Here is a 17,324-nt window from a genome sequence, read left to right as displayed (position 1 = left end):
GGAGCCTCTCGTGGATATTCTTCTTGCAAATGTGGCGTGCCGATCGCATCTGCTCGACGCCGGCATTCTGCATGGTAAGGGTAACCGGCATTACGCACCGGTCGTGGTCCGGTTACAGGCGCTGGCAATCCGCTGCCCCGCGCAGCGGCCGTGCCGGCAGGCGGTCGGTCGCGAGCCGGTTGCCGCGATACAAGGAACATACGGCGGACCGGCGCTGTCGAAGCGGCGATTTTCCAGGAACCGACGTGCTACGTGATGGCCGCGGTCGGCATGAGCACGGCCCGGCGTATGTTTGCCGCGCGGCGCTGCTTTTACGATAAGCTATTGAAGGCGTGAACATTCGCCTTCGAGGCAGGAATAGAGAGGGGAACCGGGTGGTCCGCCTGCGGCACGGAGTGCTGCAGCGTGGGGACACTCGTTTTTTTTCAACGATTTGCACGCGGCATGCGCCGTGGCATCGTTACTGACAGAGGCGCTGCGTTGCCCCGCCCAAGAACGATCGTATTTTCGCTGTGTCTGGCTGCGCTACTCTACGTCACCCTGGTGGCGGGCATCGACAGCGGGCGCACCTTCGCCGCGATGCGCAAGCTCGACGTGGTCTGGTGGCTCATCATCCTGGCGCTGTCGCTGTTCAACTACGCGCTGCGTTTTGTGCGCTGGCACGGCTATATGCGCTGGCTGGGCCATCGGCTGGCGCCGGCCCGGCACGCGCTGATCTATATCGCCGGTTTCGCCCTGACGACCACGCCCGGCAAAGCCGGCGAGGGACTGCGCTCGGTCTATCTGGCGCGCCTGGGCGTGTCGTATGCGCACAGCCTGGCGGCGTTCTTCGCCGAACGCTTTCTCGATCTGCTCGCGATCGCCCTGCTCTCCATGCTGGTGCTGATCGCGTTTTCCGGCTACGTGTGGTGGGTGATCGCGCCCCTGCTCGGCCTGGCCGCGCTGCTCATGGCGATCCGTCAGCGGCGCCTGCTCGAATCCATGCAGGCGCGTTACGCGAGCCCCGACACGCGCATCCAGACATTGCTGCATAACATCGCGGCAGCCTGGGATCAGGCGTTTGCGCTGCTTGCCAATCGGCCGCTGTACGCCGGGCTGGCGATCGGCCTGGTGGCCTGGGCGGCGGAGGGCATATCGCTGTTCGTGGTCGCTCACGCGCTCGGCGTGAGCATCGGCCCGGAAACCGCGATCGGCATTTACGCGGTGAGCATGCTGGTCGGCGCGCTGTCGTTCATTCCCGGCGGCCTGGGCAGCACCGAGGCGGTGATGGTCGTGCTACTCAAACTCTCCGGTGCCGACACCAGCACGGCCATAGCCATCACCCTGATCGCGCGTATCGCGACGCTGTGGTTTGCGGTCGTGCTCGGGCTGTTCTCACTGAGCGCACTGGAAATCGGGCGCCGCCGCAACCCATCCATGGCCGCCGCCGCAGCAACGGATCCCCCACAGACGCTGGACAGGACGAGTCGATGAACATGCAGGTGAATACGGTAGCCGATCCGGCAGTGGACGAGACCGATCCGGTGCCGCTGGTCGTCGATCTCGACGGTACATTGGTGAACAGCGATCTGTTGATCGAGTCCGCTTTCATGGTGGCGCATCGGTCGCCCCATAGCCTGGTCAAGCTGCCGAACTGGCTGCGCAGCGGCAAGGCGACGCTCAAGGCCGAACTCGCCCGCCGCGCCGACCTGGGCATCGCCGATCTGCCCTACAACGAGGCGCTGATCACTTTTCTGCGCGCCGAAAAGGCCAACGGCCGCACGCTGATTCTGGCCACCGCATCGAACGAGAAATACGCCCATCAGGTCGCCGAGCATCTGGGCCTGTTCGACGCCGTGCTGGCCAGCGACGCACGCACCAATCTGTCCGGTCAGACCAAGCTGGACGCCCTGCGCGCACATCTCGACGGCGGCGCCTTCGACTACGCAGCCGATGACGACGTCGACCGTGTCATCTGGCGCCACGCCCGCAAGGCGGTGCTGGTCAACGCGGATGCAAAGCTCACCGCGCATATGCGCGACGAGAGCAATCTCGGCGATACCTTCGAGCGCGAACATGCGGACTGGCGCACCTGGGCGCGCGCGCTGCGCATCTATCAGTGGGCCAAGAACGGGCTGATCTTCGTGCCGCTGCTCGCCGCGCACGAGCTGGCCGACGTCGGCACCGTGGCGATGGCGCTGCTCGCCTTCATCGCCTACAGCCTGCTCGCTTCCAGCGTCTATCTGCTCAACGATCTGGTGGATCTGGGCGACGATCGTCAGCATCCGCGCAAGCGCGAGCGTCCGTTCGCTTCCGGGCGGCTGCCGATCCTGCACGGCGCACTGGCCATCCCGGTTCTGATCCTGGCGGCGTTCGTGATCGCCCTGTTCCTGCCGCCGCTGTTCTGGCTGGTGCTGGCCACCTATTACGTACTCACGCTGGCCTATTCGCTCGGGCTCAAGCAGCTGGCGCTGCTGGACGTGCTCACGCTGGCGGGCCTGTATACGTTGCGCATCATCGCCGGCGGTGCCGCCACCGGTATCGAGCTGTCGTTCTGGCTGCTGGCGCTGTCGATGTCGATTTTCCTGAGCCTGGCGATGGCCAAGCGCTGCACCGAACTGCTGGTGATGAAGGAACACAGTGGCGACGCGCCGCTCGGGCGCGGCTATGTGGCCTCCGATCTGCCCCCGCTGCGCAGCCTCGGCACCGCGGCCGGCTATACCAGCGTTGTCGTGCTGGCGCTGTATATCAACAGTCCGGACATCACCGACCATTATTCGCATCCGGCACGTATCTGGCTGCTCTGTCCGGTGGTGCTCTACTGGATCAGCCGGATCTGGCTGACCACGCTGCGCGGGCAGATGCACGACGACCCGATCGTGTTCGCCGCACGCGATACCGGCAGCCGCGTCTGTGTGCTGCTGGGCGCGCTGATCATGTTCCTGGCCTTGTGAACCGGCCCGTATGAGCTCAAGCGACTACGCCTCCTGGGGTCGTTTTCCGGCGAGCACGCCGGCCGAAGTCCAGCGCCCTGGCGCCCACGGTGCACTGCCGCCCGGTGACGGCCACACACGGCTGGCCTACGGCAACGGGCGCAGCTACGGCGACAGCTGCCTGAACAACGGCGGCGCGCTCATCGACATGCGCGCCCAGGATCGGTTCATCGCCTTCGACCCCGCCACCGGGGTCCTCGAATGCGAAGCCGGGGTGCTGCTCGCCGATATCCTGGCACTGGCCGTGCCCCAGGGCTGGTTTTTGCCGGTCACCCCCGGCACCCAGTTCGTGAGCGTCGGCGGCGCCATCGCCAACGACGTACACGGCAAGAATCATCATGTCGCCGGCACCTTCGGCCGGCACGTGCTGGAACTGGAGCTGCACCGCAGCGACGGCGAACACCTGCGCTGTACACCGCGTGCCAACCCCGAATGGTTTGCGGCCACCATCGGCGGACTCGGACTCACCGGCTTGGTCACGCGCGCGAAGATTGCGCTGCGTCGTATCCAGGGCGCGTTCATGGATGTGGATACGCTGCGCTTTGCTCATCTCGACGCTTTTCTCGAGCTGTCCGCGGACTCCGACACCGACTACGAGTACACGGTCGCCTGGGTGGACTGCACCGCCCGCGGCAATCGGCTGGGTCGCGGCTGGTTCATGCGCGCCAACCACAAGCCCGCGCTCGGCCAGCGCCCCGACCCCGGCCGCCGCGACGGCCCGACCTTTCCGTTCGTGGCTCCCGTATCGCTGATCAACCGGGCCACGCTCAAACCGCTGAATACGCTCTACTATCACCGTAAACTGCGCAGCCAGAGCCGGGACACGCAGCACTACCAGCCGTTCTTCTATCCACTCGACGGCATCGCCCACTGGAACCGTGCCTACGGCCCGGACGGCTTTCTGCAGTATCAGTGCGTGGTGCCGCTGGCCGATGCGAAAGCGTCCATCGCCGAGCTGCTGGACCGGATAGCGGCCGCCAACGCCGGCTCGTTTCTGTCGGTACTCAAAATGTTCGGGGATATCGCCTCACCCGGGCTGCTGTCGTTTCCGCGCCCCGGCGCGACCCTTGCCCTGGATTTCCCCAATCGCGGCCCGGACACGTTCCGGCTGCTGGACGAACTCGACGCCGTGGTCATGGCCGCGGGCGGCGCGGTCTATCCGGCCAAGGACGCGCGCATGAGCGCGGCCGCCTTCGATCGCTACTTCCCGGCATGGCGCGAATTCAGCGCCTATATCGACCCCGGTTTTTCGTCGGATTTCTGGCGCCGCGTCACCGGCCACGATTCAGAGCACAACGCATGAAAAAGATCCTCATCGTCGGCGCCACGTCGACCATCGCCGAACATACCGCACGCCTGTTCGCCGCCGACGGCGACGCGCTGTTTCTGGTCGGCCGCAAGGCCGAACGGCTGACCGCGATCGCCGACGACCTGAGCGTGCGCGGCGCCGCCAAGGTCGGCACCCACGTCATGGACGCCGACGACCTAGGCGCGCACGCGGCCATGATCGACGCCGCCGAGGCCGCGCTGGGCGGGCTGGATACGCTGCTGGTGGCCTACGGCACGCTGCCCGATCAGGCGGCCTGTCAGGCCGATCCCGCGGCCGCGGTGGCCGCATGGCAGACCAATGCGGTGAGCGCGATCGCGCTGATCACCGATGTGGCCAATCGCTTCGAACGCCAGGGCCACGGGCTCATCGCCGCGATCTCGTCGGTGGCCGGCGATCGCGGCCGGGCCAGCAACTATGTCTACGGCAGCGCCAAGGCCGGGCTCAACGCGTTTCTCGACGGTCTGCGGCATCGCCTGTTCAAGGCGAACGTGCAGGTGCTCACCATCCGTCCGGGCATGGTCGATACGCCGATGACGGCGGAGTTCGACAAGGGGCCGCTGTTCGCGCAGCCCGAGAAGGTCGCCGCCGATATCCACAAGGCGATCGGCAAGCGCCGCGCGATACTCTACACACCCGGCTTCTGGCGGCTGATCATGACGGTCATCAGCTGCGTGCCACGCGCCATCTTTCATCGCAGCAGTCTGTGAAGCCGATCGACCGTCCGTATCCGCGCTTTCATCCGCTGGCCTGGCTGACCGGCCTTTACCTAGTATCGCGGCTGGCCTTCTGGCTGGTGGGCGTGCGCTTCGACCTGCGGCCGCTGAATACGTCCTGGCAGATTCTCGACCCGGTGTTGCTGCGCCACAATCTGCTCGAGAGCGTGTTCTACATGCCCGGCCAGCCGCCGCTGTACAACCTGATGCTCGGCGCGGTGCTCAAGATCAGCGACAACGACGTTGTGCTCGCGCTCATCTTTCGCACGCTCTACAGCGCCATGGCCCTGGCCAGCGTGCTGCTGCTGTATGGGGTCATGCGCCGACTGGCGGTCAACCGGGTCCTGAGCTTCCTGGTCGCGGTCGTGTTCATGCTCACCCCCGCGCTGGTGCTCTATGAGGCCATTCCCTACTACACGCTGCCGATTCTTGTACTGCTCGGCCTGATCGCCTGGCTGTTCCAGCGCTGCGTGCAACAGGTCACCTTCGGCCGGGCGTTCGCGCTGTTCGCGGCCATGGCGGTGCTGATCTACGTGCGTTCGATGTTCCAGTGGCAATGGTTCGTGGTACTGGCCGGATTCTGTGTGCTGGTGATGCCGGGCCACCGCCGCCAGGTGCTGGCCGCCGCGTTGGTGCCACTGCTGATCGTGTTCGCACTCTATGGCAAGAACGTGATGGTGACCGGGCATTTCGCGACCTCCGACTGGATGGGCATGAGCCTGTCCAAGCTGACCACGCTGGCCATCGATCACGATGAGCGCCAGCGCATGGTGGACGCGGGCGAGCTGTCGGACATGGCCATGATCGACTTTCCCTTCAGCCCGCCGGACGTCTATGCCGGCATCTTCGATGCCACGCCGGCCACCGGCATCGCCGTACTCGATCAGAAACGCCGGTCCACGGGCCACGTCAACTACAACCATCTCGCCTATGCACAGGTATCTCAGCAGGCGCTCGACGACGCCCTGACCTCGATCAAGACCCATCCCGAGGTCTATCTCGGCTCGATGAAAACGGCCTGGCTGATGTTCCTGCGCCCGGCCAGCGATTACCCGTTCCTGCGCGACAACCGAGCCGAGATCGAACCCTGGAGCCGGGCGTTCTCGACGCTACTCGCGATGCAGCCCATGTATCCGGAAAAACCCGGCTTCGATCTGGAAAAAGGCCAGATCGGCTGGCTGATCGCGGCCGGCTACACCCTGGCAGTGCTGTTCGGCCTGTTCATCGGTATCCGCTGTCTGCTGCGCCGGCGCGTGAGCGCGGTCGAGGCGACGCTGATCTTTCTGTGGCTGAACATCATGTATGTCAGCGTCATCGGCAACGCTTTCGAGGTCGACGAGAATCAGCGCTTCCGGTTTTCGGTGAATCCGTTCATCGCCACGCTGCTGGCGGTGATCGCCCAGCGGCTGCTGTCAGCGATCCGGGCCGGACGTCTGACCCGTGGCCAACACCCGCGCCAATCGCCGTAGCGTCGGTTTCAGATCGGCGTAGAGGCGCGTGTAGACGTCGCGGTAGAGCACGGCATAGCAAGCAACTACCGCGGGCCTCGGCTCGAAACGCGCACCGGCGTGCACCATGGCCGCGGCTGCGGCGCGATGATCGGCGTGCCAGCCGAGACCTACCGCGGCATTGATGGCCGCGCCCAGGCCGCTGGCCTCGAAGGTATGGCTGCGTTCGGCGGGCAGGTCGAACATGTCCGCCAGAATCTGCATGGCCTGATCGGACTGCGACCCACCGCCGGCCACCCGCAGCCGGGTGATCGGCGTGCCGCTGCGTTTTTCGATCCGCTCGCGCCCTTCGCGCAGGCCGAATGCCAGTCCTTCGAGGATTGCCCGGTACACATGGGCACGGGTGTGGACTTCGGTGAAACCGACGATGGCCCCGCGCGCCTCCGGGCCGGGCTCGCGTACGCCGGGCGCCCAGGTCGGCATCACCATCAAGCCATCGCTGCCGGCGGCGATCGGCGCGATCGCCTCGTCCAGCAAGGCCTCCGCCGGCCGATTCTGATCCGCTGCCGCACGGCGCGTATCGGCGGCGAATTCCCGCTTGAACCAGGACACCAGCCAGAAGCCACGATAGATCTGGATCTCGTCGGTAAAGGCATCGGGCATGGCCGCCGGATACGCCGGCACGAACCGGGTGATTTCACGATACTGCTGGCGACAGGTGTTGATGGTGGCGGTGGTCCCCAGCGACACGCAGGCAGTCTCGGGCCCGGTCGCGCCCGCGCCGAGCACTTCGCAGGCCTTGTCCGCTCCGGCGGCAAACAGCGTGAGCCCCGCGGGCAGGCCGAGTGATGCCGCCGCGGGCTCGGTAAGCGGCCCGATCGGCGCGCCCGGCTCCACCAGTTGCGGCATCTGCGCGGGCGCGAGCGACAGTGCGTTCCATTTCCAGTCGCCCGCCCTTGCCCAGCGCCGATGCTTGTAGTCGAAAGGGATATAGCCGACCTGAGCGCTCACGCTGTCGGCCCAGCGCCCGGTCAGACGCTGGGTGAGATAGCCCGACAACAGCACGGCGTGCGCAATATGCGCATGCTGATTCGGCGCATGAGCGGCCAGCCAGTTGGCCGGCGCCGCGCGCTGGAGCTGCGCGATCACCGGCGCCGCGCCCACCAGCGGCGCGAGCAGGCGCAGCGCAAGCGGTAATCGCGGCACGCGGTCGGCGCGCCGCTGGTCGAGCCAGGACACGGCCGGCATGATCGGCTCATCCCGGGCGTCCAGAAATACGGTGGTCGCACGCTGCGTGGTCAGGGCCAGGCCGGCAATGCGTCGTTCCAGGCCCGGATGATCGCGCCACAGCGTCTGAGAGGCACGAGTGATCGCCTGCCAGAACAGGTCCGGGTCCTGCTCAGCGAAACCCGGTTCGGGCGACACATACGGCGGATCGATAGCGATCTGCGCGCGTGCGGACAGCGTGCCCGCACGATCAAAAACGAGTGCACGCACGCTCTGGGTGCCCACGTCGATGGCCAGGATGCGATCGGCTTCGGCCATCACGATCGGACCGGCGCGTGCACGGCACGCCAATGGTCGCGGTAGCGCACCACCTCGGTCTGCCAACGCTCGTCGTCCCAGCCGAGCAGGCCGGTGCACATCGGCCGGATCAGGTCGAGCACGTCGACACCGCCGTCGGTGAGCAGCAGGCCGATACGTGTGCGCCGCAGCAGCAGATCGTCCAGATGCTCGACCGCCTCGTGCAGAAGCGCAAAGCGCAGTTCGGCGATGATGTAATCGCTCGCTCCCAGACGCCGGTCGTCGCCGGGCATTGGCGCCATCGCGGCATAGGCCGGTCCGTAGCGATGCGCGCGCTCGCCGGCGGCACCGGTCGCGGTCACGCGATGCTGGATGATCGGGTCCTTGCGGCTCAGCCGCAGACCGCGACCCAGGGCCGTGCCGACCTGCGTCAGCGCCTCGTGGGCCGTGACCCGGAAAGTGGTGAGCTTGCCGCCCATCACGCTGATCAGCCCCCGTTCCACGATGATTGCCGACTCGCGCGATTCCTGCGACGCGCTCGCCCCCGGCTCGCCGCGCAGCACCGGACGCACGCCCGCATAACTCGATACAGCCTTGTGGGCGCGCAGATCCAGCGCCGGGAAATAATGCCGGGCGGCGGCGATCAGATAGTCCGATTCCGCCGCGCTCATGCGCGGCACCTCGTCTATCGACGACTCGTGGTCGAGATCGGTGGTGCCGAGCACCGTCGCCCCCTGCCAGGGAATCGCGAACAACGGCCGCCGGTCGTCGGGATGAAATAGCGTGATCGCGCGCGCCACCGGCAGGACATGAAACGGGAATACGAAATGCGAACCGCGCAGCGGGCGCAGCTGGGGCGCGCCGTTCACGCCGGCACGCAGACGGTCGCTCCACGGGCCGGTGGCGTTGACCACACAGCCGGCACGGATGCTGAACGAGGCGCCGCTGACTCGATCGACAACCTGCGCGCCGGCGACGCGGTCGTTGTCGATGATCAGTTCTGTGGCGCGTACATAGTTGGCGGCCTGCGCGCCATAACTGGCCGCCTCTGCCAGCACGCGCAGGGTCAGACGCACGTCATCGGTGAGCGCATCGCGATAGACGAAACCGCCCTTGAGCGCCTCGGTGCGTAGATAGGGCATGTGCTCGGCGAAACCCGCCCGGTTCAGATAGCGCGAAACCCACTGACCGGCCATCAGATCGTAGGCGGCGAGCGCGGCGCGCAAAGCCAAGCGTCCCGGTTTGTCACCGGCATAGGCCGGCAGCATGAAATCCAGCGGCGCGACCAGGCCCGGCACGTCGTGCATCAGGCGCTGGCGTTCCTGGACCGATTCGCGGGTCAGACGCCAGTCGCCGCTGGCCAGATAGCGCAGGCCGCCGTGCACCAGCTTGGACGACCAGCTCGAGGTGCCCGAGGCAAAATCGTTCTGTTCGATGAGCGCCACGCGCAGACCGGTACGCGCACCTTCCAGCGCGATGCCCGCACCGGTGATGCCGCCGCCGATGATAAGCAGGTCGAAACCGGTTTCGGCCGCCGCACGGAAACGCGATCGCCAGCCTTCAGTCCACATAGCCGTCCTTTAATCGCTCGCCAGTCATCCTGTCTGTCGGTACGAGCCGGGCCCCGGAAGAACGACTCACGCAAAGGCGCAAAGACGCGAAGAAAAGGAAAAAGGCATTCGTTCTTAACCCTTTGCGTCTTTGCGGCTTGGCGTGAGACCTGCCTTTGCGGTGGAAGAAACCACGATTCAACATAACTTGTGCGGGTTCATCATGCCGTCGGGGTCGAGCTCGGCAAGCGCGGCGCGAATCAGGTCGATACCGGTTTCGCTCTTCTCGGGAGCCAGATACGGCGCGTGATCGACGCCCACGCCGTGCTGGTGACTGATGGTCGCACCCGCGCCCACGATCGCCTGGCTCACCGCGGCCTTGAGACTGCGCCAGCGTTCGATATCGGTCGCGTAATCGCCGCCGCGGCGCCAGATCACGGTCATGTAGAGGCTGCTGCCGGCGGCGTAGACATGCGACAGATGCGCGAACGCGAGCGCGCGCTCGTCGTATCGGTTGAGGGCGGCATGGGCCGCCTGTTGCATGGCGCTCATCGCGGCCGTGGTGCGCGACCAGGGCACGGCCGTCTCCATGGTATCGACGGCGAAACCGGCGTCCCACAGGCTGTTACGAAGATAGGCGCCGGCGAACCGATTCTTCGCCCAGATCGCGCCCATGCGGGTGCCGATATGCACGCCGCCGGCGGCGCGGGCGATGCCCAGGGCATCCCGCCGGATGCGCCGGGCAAGTGCCCGATCACCGGTCACGCCCAGCATCATCATGCAGGGCCGATCGCCGAGCCGGCGCCAGCCCAGATAGGATCTGAGCCAGGCGATCGCGGATTCGTGGCCGGCGATGCGCAGCTGGGTATCGGTTTCCTCGGCGTTGGATACGCGCAGCATCGATACCGCCACCCCGGCGTGGGTGATCGAGCGGGCCGCCGCGAGTGCCGCGTCCCAGTCGGCGAAGAACAGGGTATGAAACGCCTCGTGATCCGCCACCGGGCACACATGCATGTCGGCTTCGGTGACGATGCCCAGGCGCCCTTCCGAACCGAGCACGAGCTGGCGCAGATCCGGGCCGGCGGATGAGGCGACCTGGCCGCCGACGTCGAAATCGCTGCCGGCACAGGCCAGCCGCGCGCCGTGCAGCAGGTCCTCGATCCGCCCGTAGCGGCGCGACTGCTGGCCGGCCGAACGGGTCACGATCCAGCCGCCCAGGGTCGAGTAGTCGAACGACTGCGGATAATGGCCGAGCACGAAACCGTGCGCGCGCAGTTGTGCCTCCAGTACCGGGCCGGGGGCGCCGGCGCCGATCCGGGCGATACGATCTCTGGGGTTGAGATCGAGCAACCGCGCGTTGTGGCTCATGTCCACGCAGACCACCGGACGGCCGTCGTCGATGACCTTGAGATGCCCGACCACGCTGGTGCCACCGCCGTAGGGAATGACTACCGCCCCGAGCGCGCGCGCCCGGTCGAGCACGGCACGCGTATCGGCGTGGGTGGCCGGTGTGGCCACCGCATCGGGGAACGGACCGACATCGCCGTGGCGCACCGCGGCCCAGTCGGCAAAGCTCTGACCATGGGCATGGCGCAGGCGCGCCTCGGCGCTTACATCCCAACCCGGCTCGGCGTTCAGGCGCGACGCGGGCACTTGGGCACAGGCGCTGTCGAGGCTGGCATCGATCGGCGTGTCGCCGCGGCCGAGACGGCTTTCCAGAAACGCGCGCGCCGCCGCGGGCAGCGCCTTGTCGATCGTGTCGTCGCCCCAGCCGTTCCATCGCCGCATCGTTCGTCCTCTTGGCTCCCGCGAGCCGGCCGTCTGTTCTTCGAGCGAGGCTAAACGATGCTCGGGTCACAAAAATTGACTTGACGCGCAACACCGGGCGCAATAGCCGCTGCCATGCCCCATGCCACCGTCGCCCACTCCATGCTGCGCGCGCTGCTCGATTACCTGGGCGCGCAAGGACTCGACCGTAGCCGGCTGGCGCATGACGCCGGCGTGGCCATGGCCGCTCTGGCCTATCCCGAGCGGCGCGCCGACGCAAGCCGTTATATCGCCCTGTTGCGCGCCGGCATCGAGGCCAGCCAGAACCCGTTGCTGGGACTGGAGTTCGGCATGGCGGCACGACCGCAGCGCTGGGGGACGCTGGGCCTGCTACTCGGCCACGGCGCCAATCTGGGCGAAGCATTGGCGGTACAGGCGCGTTTCGCGCATCTGGTGAACTCGGTCGGCCACGGCGAGTTGGTGCAGCGGCCAAAGCATGTCGAACTGATATGGCGCAGCGATGTGGCCATGCCCGCGCTCGTCGAGGAGGCCTTTGCTGCATGGGTCTGTTTCGCCCGCTGGGCGAGCGGGCAGGCGCATGCGCCGCTGCGGGTGACGTTTGCCCATCGTGCCCAGGGTGATCCGGCGATCTATGGAGCGTTATTCAAATGCCCGGTCGACTTCTCCCGGGCCACCAGCACGTTGCAATTCGATGCCGACCTGCTCGACCAGCCGCTGCGGGCGCCGGACGCCGAACTGGCCGCTACGCTCGAAGCCCGGGTGGCTCGACACGAGCAGAGCGAGGCCGCGCAGGATGTCGTGCACGCGCTCGAGCGCTGGCTCGCCGGTCGGCTGGCCCATGGCAGCGCCGATCTCGCCCGCGCCGCGGCGGCGCTCGATCTGAGCGAACGCACGCTCCAGCATCGTCTGCAGGCCGGCGGCACGAATTTCCGTCAATGCCTGGATCGGGTCCGGCGCGCGCTGGCCACGCGGTATCTGGCCGACCCCGCCCTGTCGATCGGCGCGGTAAGCATACGGCTCGGTTTTTCCGAGCAGAGTGCGTTTCAGCGCGCCTTCCGGCGCTGGCACGGCTGCACGCCCATGGCCTGGCGGCATCGGCTGGGCCGGCCGGATGGTTGCGGCTGAAACCGCGTCAGGCCGCGCCGCCCAGGGTCGTCGGCCGGGCCGTGGCCAGCCGCGACATGTCGCGCACCGCCACGGTCAGATGCTCGTGACCGGGTTGTTCGATACCGCGCAACTCGTCCATGCGCGCGCCGATAAAGGCGAGCGTACGTTCGTGCGCAGCGCGCCATTCGGCCAATGGATCGTCGCCAGGCACGTCGAGCACCTGGGCCACGATCTGTTCATGGATACGGTAGCTGTCACCGCGCAGGCTGGCCCGCGCCAGTGCCGCCCAGCGACCGTCCGCAGGCAGGCCGTGGATGGCGTCCTGCAGCCAGACCACGCCCAGTTCCGTGCCGAGCGCGAAGTAGATACCTGCAACCTCGAACACGTCGCGATCGTGGGCCTCGGCGAGACACACGATGTCCATGATGCCGCCGCCCGCGTCGGCACAGGCGATCCGATCGGCCAGCGTCTCGTCGAGGCCGGCCGCGACCCAACGCTGCTTCTCGGCCTGCCAGCGCTCGGCGTAGGCGCCGGCAAGATAGCTCGGTAATTCCGCCAGCAGACGGCGCGCCGAATCCTGATAACGCGCGACCAGAGTGGCCAGATCGCCGTCGATCGTCGGCGTGCCCAGCAGCCAGCTCATCGCATGTTTCAACAGCGCGGTGACGATCTTGTGCAGATCGTACTGCGCCTCGCTCGAAATGACGTTGTCGAGCGCGTCGATCTCGCTGAACAATGCTTCGCCGCCGAGCCATGTATCGGCCAGCACATAGGCACGCACGGCGGCGTCCATACGCGCGCCGAAACCGGCGGGCAAGCGATGCGCGGTGGTGATGCCGAGCCGGTCGACCATCTGATTGGTCAACAGCGTGGTGATCAGTTCGCGCTTGAGTCGGTGTCCGGCCACCGCGTCCGGGAAGCGCGCGGACAGCGCCGACGGGAAACCGGCTTCCAGCACTCCTTCCAGATAGGGGTCGTCCGGCAGTGTGCCCGTGAGCACCGAGTCGGCCAGTGCGATCTTCATGTACGAGATCAGCACCGCCAGTTCCGGACGCGTCAGGCCCTGCCGGCTGCGCAGGCGCTCCTCCACAGCTTCGTCGTCGGGCAGGCGCTCCAGCCGCCGGTCCAGCCAGCCATCGCGCTCCAGCGAACGGATGAAGCTGACCTGTTCCTCCAGGCGTGCCACGGCATCGCTTTCCATCAGGCTGATCTGCTGGGTCTGAAGATAGTTGGTCGCCAGCACCAGTTCGATGACCTCGGGCGTCATCTGTTCAAGCAGCGCGTTGCGGTCCTCGCGCGTGAGCGCACCGGCGACCTCGACCGTGCCCAGCGCTATCTTGATGTTGACCTCGAGATCGGACGAGTCGACACCGCCGGAGTTGTCGATGGCATCGGTATTGATACGCCCCCCGGCAAGCGCGTATTCGACGCGCCCGGCCTGGGTCAGACCCAGGTTGCCGCCTTCGCCGACCACCTTGCAACGCAGATCGCGCCCGTCCACGCGCAGGCCGTCGTTGGCGCGATCGCCGACCTGGGCATGCGATTCGGCGCGTGCCTTGACGTAGGTACCGATCCCGCCGTTCCAAAGCAGATCGACGGGCGCCCGCAGGATCTGGTGGATGAGCGCCGCCGGTGCCAGCCGGCGTGCCTCGATACCGAGTGCGGCACGCGCGGCGTCCGAAAGGTCGATGATCTTGGCGCTGCGCTCGTAGAGGCCGCCACCCGCCGAGATCAGCGACTCGTCGTAGTCGGTCCAGGACGAGCGCGGCAGCTCGAACAGGCGCTTGCGCTCGGCAAAGCTCACCGCTGGGTCCGGGTTCGGATCGATGAAGATATGCATGTGATTGAAGGCCGCGAGCAGCTGAATATGCTCGGATAGCAGCATACCGTTGCCGAACACATCGCCTGCCATGTCGCCGATGCCGACCACCGTGAACGGCTCGCTCTGGATATCGCGGCCGATCTCGCGGAAATGCCGCTTGACGCCTTCCCAGGCACCACGCGCGGTGATCCCCATGATCTTGTGGTCATAGCCGGCCGAGCCGCCGGAGGCGAAGGCATCATCGAGCCAGAACCCGTATTCCTGGGAAATACCGTTGGCGATATCCGAGAACGTCGCCGTGCCCTTGTCGGCGGCGACCACCAGATACGGATCGTCCTCGTCGAAACGAACCACCTCCGGCGGATGTTCGATGGTCTCGCCGACACGGTTGTCGGTGATATCCAGCAGACCGCGGATGAAGGTCTTGTAGCAGGCAATGCCACGCGCCTGGCGCGCCTCGCGGGATTCGTCGGCAGGCGCGTTCTTGACCACGAAGCCGCCCTTCGCTCCGACCGGCACGATGACCGCGTTCTTGACCATCTGCGCTTTCATCAGGCCCAGCACTTCGGTACGGAAATCCTCGCGCCGGTCGGACCAGCGCAGGCCGCCGCGGGCCACGCGACCGCCCCTGAGATGCACGCCCTCGACCTCGGGCGCGTAGACGAACGCCTCGAACATGGGCAGCGGCCGCGGCAACTCCGGCATACGGGTGGGGTCGAGCTTGATGCTCACATAGGACTTGAAACGCGGCGTGTCGTCGGCCGTGTCCGCGGCCTGCGTAACGTGCTGAAAATAATTGGTTCGCAAGGCCGCGGTCACCACACCGTGGAACGCACGCAGGATCCGGTCGGCGTCCAGACTCGCCACCGCGTCGAGAGCGGCGTCGATATCGCCCTGCAGGCTCATGTCCTCGACTCCGGCGCCGTCGGCATTGGCGTTGGCCGGGTTGAAACGGCGCTCGAACAGCGCCACCAGCTGCGCGACCAGATCGGCGTGCGCGGTGAGCTGGGCTTCGACATAGGCCGGCGAATACGGCAGGTCCGTCTGCACCAGATAACGGGTGATCGTGCGTACCAGCACCACCTGGCGCGGCGAAAACCCGGCCGTGATGATCAGCCGGTTGAGGCTGTCATCCTCGGCGCGCGCGCTCACGATATCGGCAAACGCCTCGGCGATGGCCTCGGCCACCGCGACATCCTGGCCGGGGCTGGCGCTAGCCGAGGCGTCCAGCACGGCCGCCTGGGGATGCTCGGCCTCGAATTCATGAATCCATTGCGGCGCATGACCGCCGCGCTGAATCTCGTAGGGCCACTGGGTGTGCACCGACAGACCGAAATTCTCGAGAATCGGCAGCACCGTCGACAGCGGCATCTCGGCGCCGCTGCCGTAGAGTTTGAGGCGTACGTTGTCGCCGACCACACCGATCACGCGCAGTACCGGCGGCGCGTCATCCTCGAGCGTAGCCAGCAGCTGCGCATCGGCCACCGCCTCGGCGCCGTCGAAGCGTTCGCGATAGCCGATATCGAAAGCTCGCGCATAGGCCGGCATGAGCGTGCCCGCGGCATCCGCGGCCTTGGCAAAGCGGTCCGGCCAGGCGCGGGTCGCGGCGATCAGCTCCGCTTCGAGGGTTGCCGTATCCCGGGTCAGTTCACTGCTGGCTTCCACCACGATTTGGTAGTACACCCGCACCAGATCGCTGCGCAGGAACTGGGCGTCGAACTCATGCGTGCGGCCATCGAGCCGGCGCTCGAGTTCACCCTGAATCTGGTCACGCAGCTCGAGGGTGTAGCGCTCGCGTGGCATGTAGACCAGGCAGGAATAGAAGCGATCGTAGCGATCGCGGCGCAGGAACAGGCGCAGGCGCTCCGTTTCGCGCATGCCGAGCACGCCCATGACCACGGTATAGAGTTCGTCCTCGGAGGACTGGAACAGTTCGTCGCGGGGAAAGGTTTCCAGGATATAGCGCAGGCTCTTGGCCGTGTGCGAACGCGGCCGCAGCGCCGAGCGCGACATCACGTCGCGCACCTTCTGGCGCAGCAACGGAATCTGGCGCGGACTCATGGCATAGGCTTCGCCCGAGAACAGGCCGAGGAAGCGATGCGCGCCGATCACGTTGCCGATATCGTCCAGGCGCTTGATCGCAATCACATCCATGGTCTCGGCGTGATGAATCCAGGCTTTCATGTTGGCCTTGGTCACCACCAGCACGCGCGACGACTGGGTGTACTTGTCCATCGACGCGGCGGGCGCGACATAACCGTCGGGGTCGATATCCGGCCGATCCTCGCGCAGCAGGCCCAGGCTGGTACCGGGGCTGTCGACCATGATCTCTTCGCCGTCTTCACCTTCGGTGACCTGACGACAGCGATAGCCCAGCAGGGTGAAATGATCGTCGGCGAGCCAGCGCAGAAATGCCTGTGTCTCGGCACATTCATCGGCCGACACACCGGTAGGCACCGTATCCAGATCGGAGACCACGCGCTGGAGTTGGCGCCGCATCGGCTGCCAGTCGGAGACCACCCGCGCCAGATCCTGCAGATTGGATTCGACCCGCGCAATCAACGCCTCGCCGTCGGTGCCGGCGGCGGCGGCGAATTCCAGCCGGATCAGCGATTCCTCGTCGCCGTGGTCGGTGGTTTCCGAGGCGCTTCGGATCGCCTTGACGCGGCCGTCGCCGTCGCGGCTCACGCGCACCACCGGGTGCATCATCCAGTCGATCTGCGCGCCGGTGTCGCGCACCGCCATGCCTACCGTATCCACCAGAAACGGCATGTCGTCGGCGATGGAGATCAGCGCCATGTCGCAACGGCCTTCGCTGCCATCCAGCGGCTGCACCGTGGCCCGGGCATGGCCGCGCGTGCGCGGCTCGCGAATCAGCTCGAACTCGTCGCAGACAGCGGCGAACAGAGCCGCCGGCGAACGCGCCGCCAGTGCGCCGTCGAGCACGCCGTCGAAGCAGGCATCGACGAAGTCCAGTAGCAGGGCCTTGTCTTCACCGTCGTAGGCGGCGGCCCGGGCCCTCACATCTGCAACGATCGTGACTGTCTTGTTCATTGCCTGCCCTTGTATT

General features: G+C 66.6%; 11 protein-coding genes. 7 read left to right on the top strand and 4 right to left on the bottom strand.

Annotated elements, in window-relative coordinates; all coding sequences use genetic code 11:
* The first annotated feature begins 10 nt into the window (after positions 1-10).
* From ACFOSU_RS20570 to ACFOSU_RS20545, 6 genes are all read left to right on the top strand, one after another.
* Positions 11-256: a hypothetical protein gene (locus ACFOSU_RS20570; RefSeq protein WP_380691903.1), complete on the top strand. Its 246-nt coding sequence runs from the start codon at positions 11-13 to the stop codon at positions 254-256.
* Between the two features lie 224 nt (positions 257-480).
* Positions 481-1,473, top strand: a complete 993-nt coding sequence (locus ACFOSU_RS20565; RefSeq protein WP_380691902.1) for a lysylphosphatidylglycerol synthase transmembrane domain-containing protein — start codon at positions 481-483, stop codon at positions 1,471-1,473.
* Positions 1,470-2,933 carry a UbiA family prenyltransferase gene (locus ACFOSU_RS20560; RefSeq protein ID WP_380691901.1) on the top strand — a complete coding sequence of 488 codons (1,464 nt, stop codon included), beginning with the start codon at positions 1,470-1,472 and terminating at the stop codon, positions 2,931-2,933. Before ACFOSU_RS20565 ends, ACFOSU_RS20560 begins: the two co-directional genes overlap by 4 nt.
* 10 nt (positions 2,934-2,943) lie before the next feature.
* Positions 2,944-4,275, top strand: a complete 1,332-nt coding sequence (locus tag ACFOSU_RS20555) for an FAD-binding oxidoreductase (protein WP_380691900.1) — start codon at positions 2,944-2,946, stop codon at positions 4,273-4,275.
* Positions 4,272-5,009, top strand: a complete 738-nt coding sequence (locus ACFOSU_RS20550; RefSeq protein ID WP_380691899.1) for an SDR family oxidoreductase — start codon at positions 4,272-4,274, stop codon at positions 5,007-5,009. The genes ACFOSU_RS20555 and ACFOSU_RS20550 overlap by 4 nt, the downstream gene beginning before the upstream one ends.
* Entirely contained in the window at positions 5,006-6,484 is a 1,479-nt protein-coding gene (locus ACFOSU_RS20545) for a hypothetical protein (protein WP_380691898.1), read from the top strand. Before ACFOSU_RS20550 ends, ACFOSU_RS20545 begins: the two co-directional genes overlap by 4 nt.
* On the opposite strand, the gene ACFOSU_RS20540 is transcribed toward ACFOSU_RS20545, so the two are convergent.
* The 3 genes from ACFOSU_RS20540 to ACFOSU_RS20530 form a co-directional block, all read right to left on the bottom strand.
* Complete coding sequence (locus ACFOSU_RS20540) at positions 6,428-8,008, bottom strand: FGGY-family carbohydrate kinase (RefSeq protein ID WP_380691897.1); 1,581 nt, start codon at positions 8,006-8,008, stop codon at positions 6,428-6,430. The genes ACFOSU_RS20545 and ACFOSU_RS20540 overlap by 57 nt on opposite strands.
* A complete protein-coding gene (locus ACFOSU_RS20535; RefSeq protein ID WP_380691896.1) occupies positions 8,008-9,558 on the bottom strand; it encodes a glycerol-3-phosphate dehydrogenase/oxidase in 1,551 nt (516 codons plus the stop codon). The genes ACFOSU_RS20540 and ACFOSU_RS20535 overlap by 1 nt, the downstream gene beginning before the upstream one ends.
* A gap of 177 nt (positions 9,559-9,735) precedes the next feature.
* Positions 9,736-11,325: an FAD-binding oxidoreductase gene (locus ACFOSU_RS20530; RefSeq protein ID WP_380691895.1), complete on the bottom strand. Its 1,590-nt coding sequence runs from the start codon at positions 11,323-11,325 to the stop codon at positions 9,736-9,738.
* A gap of 114 nt (positions 11,326-11,439) precedes the next feature.
* On the opposite strand from ACFOSU_RS20530, the gene ACFOSU_RS20525 reads away from it, so the two are divergent.
* Positions 11,440-12,450: an AraC family transcriptional regulator gene (locus tag ACFOSU_RS20525; protein WP_380691894.1), complete on the top strand. Its 1,011-nt coding sequence runs from the start codon at positions 11,440-11,442 to the stop codon at positions 12,448-12,450.
* Between the two features lie 7 nt (positions 12,451-12,457).
* Here the strand turns inward: ACFOSU_RS20525 and ACFOSU_RS20520 are convergent, their stop codons facing one another.
* Entirely contained in the window at positions 12,458-17,308 is a 4,851-nt protein-coding gene (locus ACFOSU_RS20520) for an NAD-glutamate dehydrogenase (RefSeq protein WP_380691893.1), read from the bottom strand.
* Between the last annotated feature and the right edge of the window lie 16 nt (positions 17,309-17,324).

It is taken from the genome of Salinisphaera aquimarina (assembly GCF_042643355.1).
GTDB lineage: Bacteria > Pseudomonadota > Gammaproteobacteria > Nevskiales > Salinisphaeraceae > Salinisphaera > Salinisphaera aquimarina.
The sequence above is the reverse complement of the archived record's forward strand: the minus strand, read 5'-3'. Positions and strand labels throughout refer to the sequence as shown.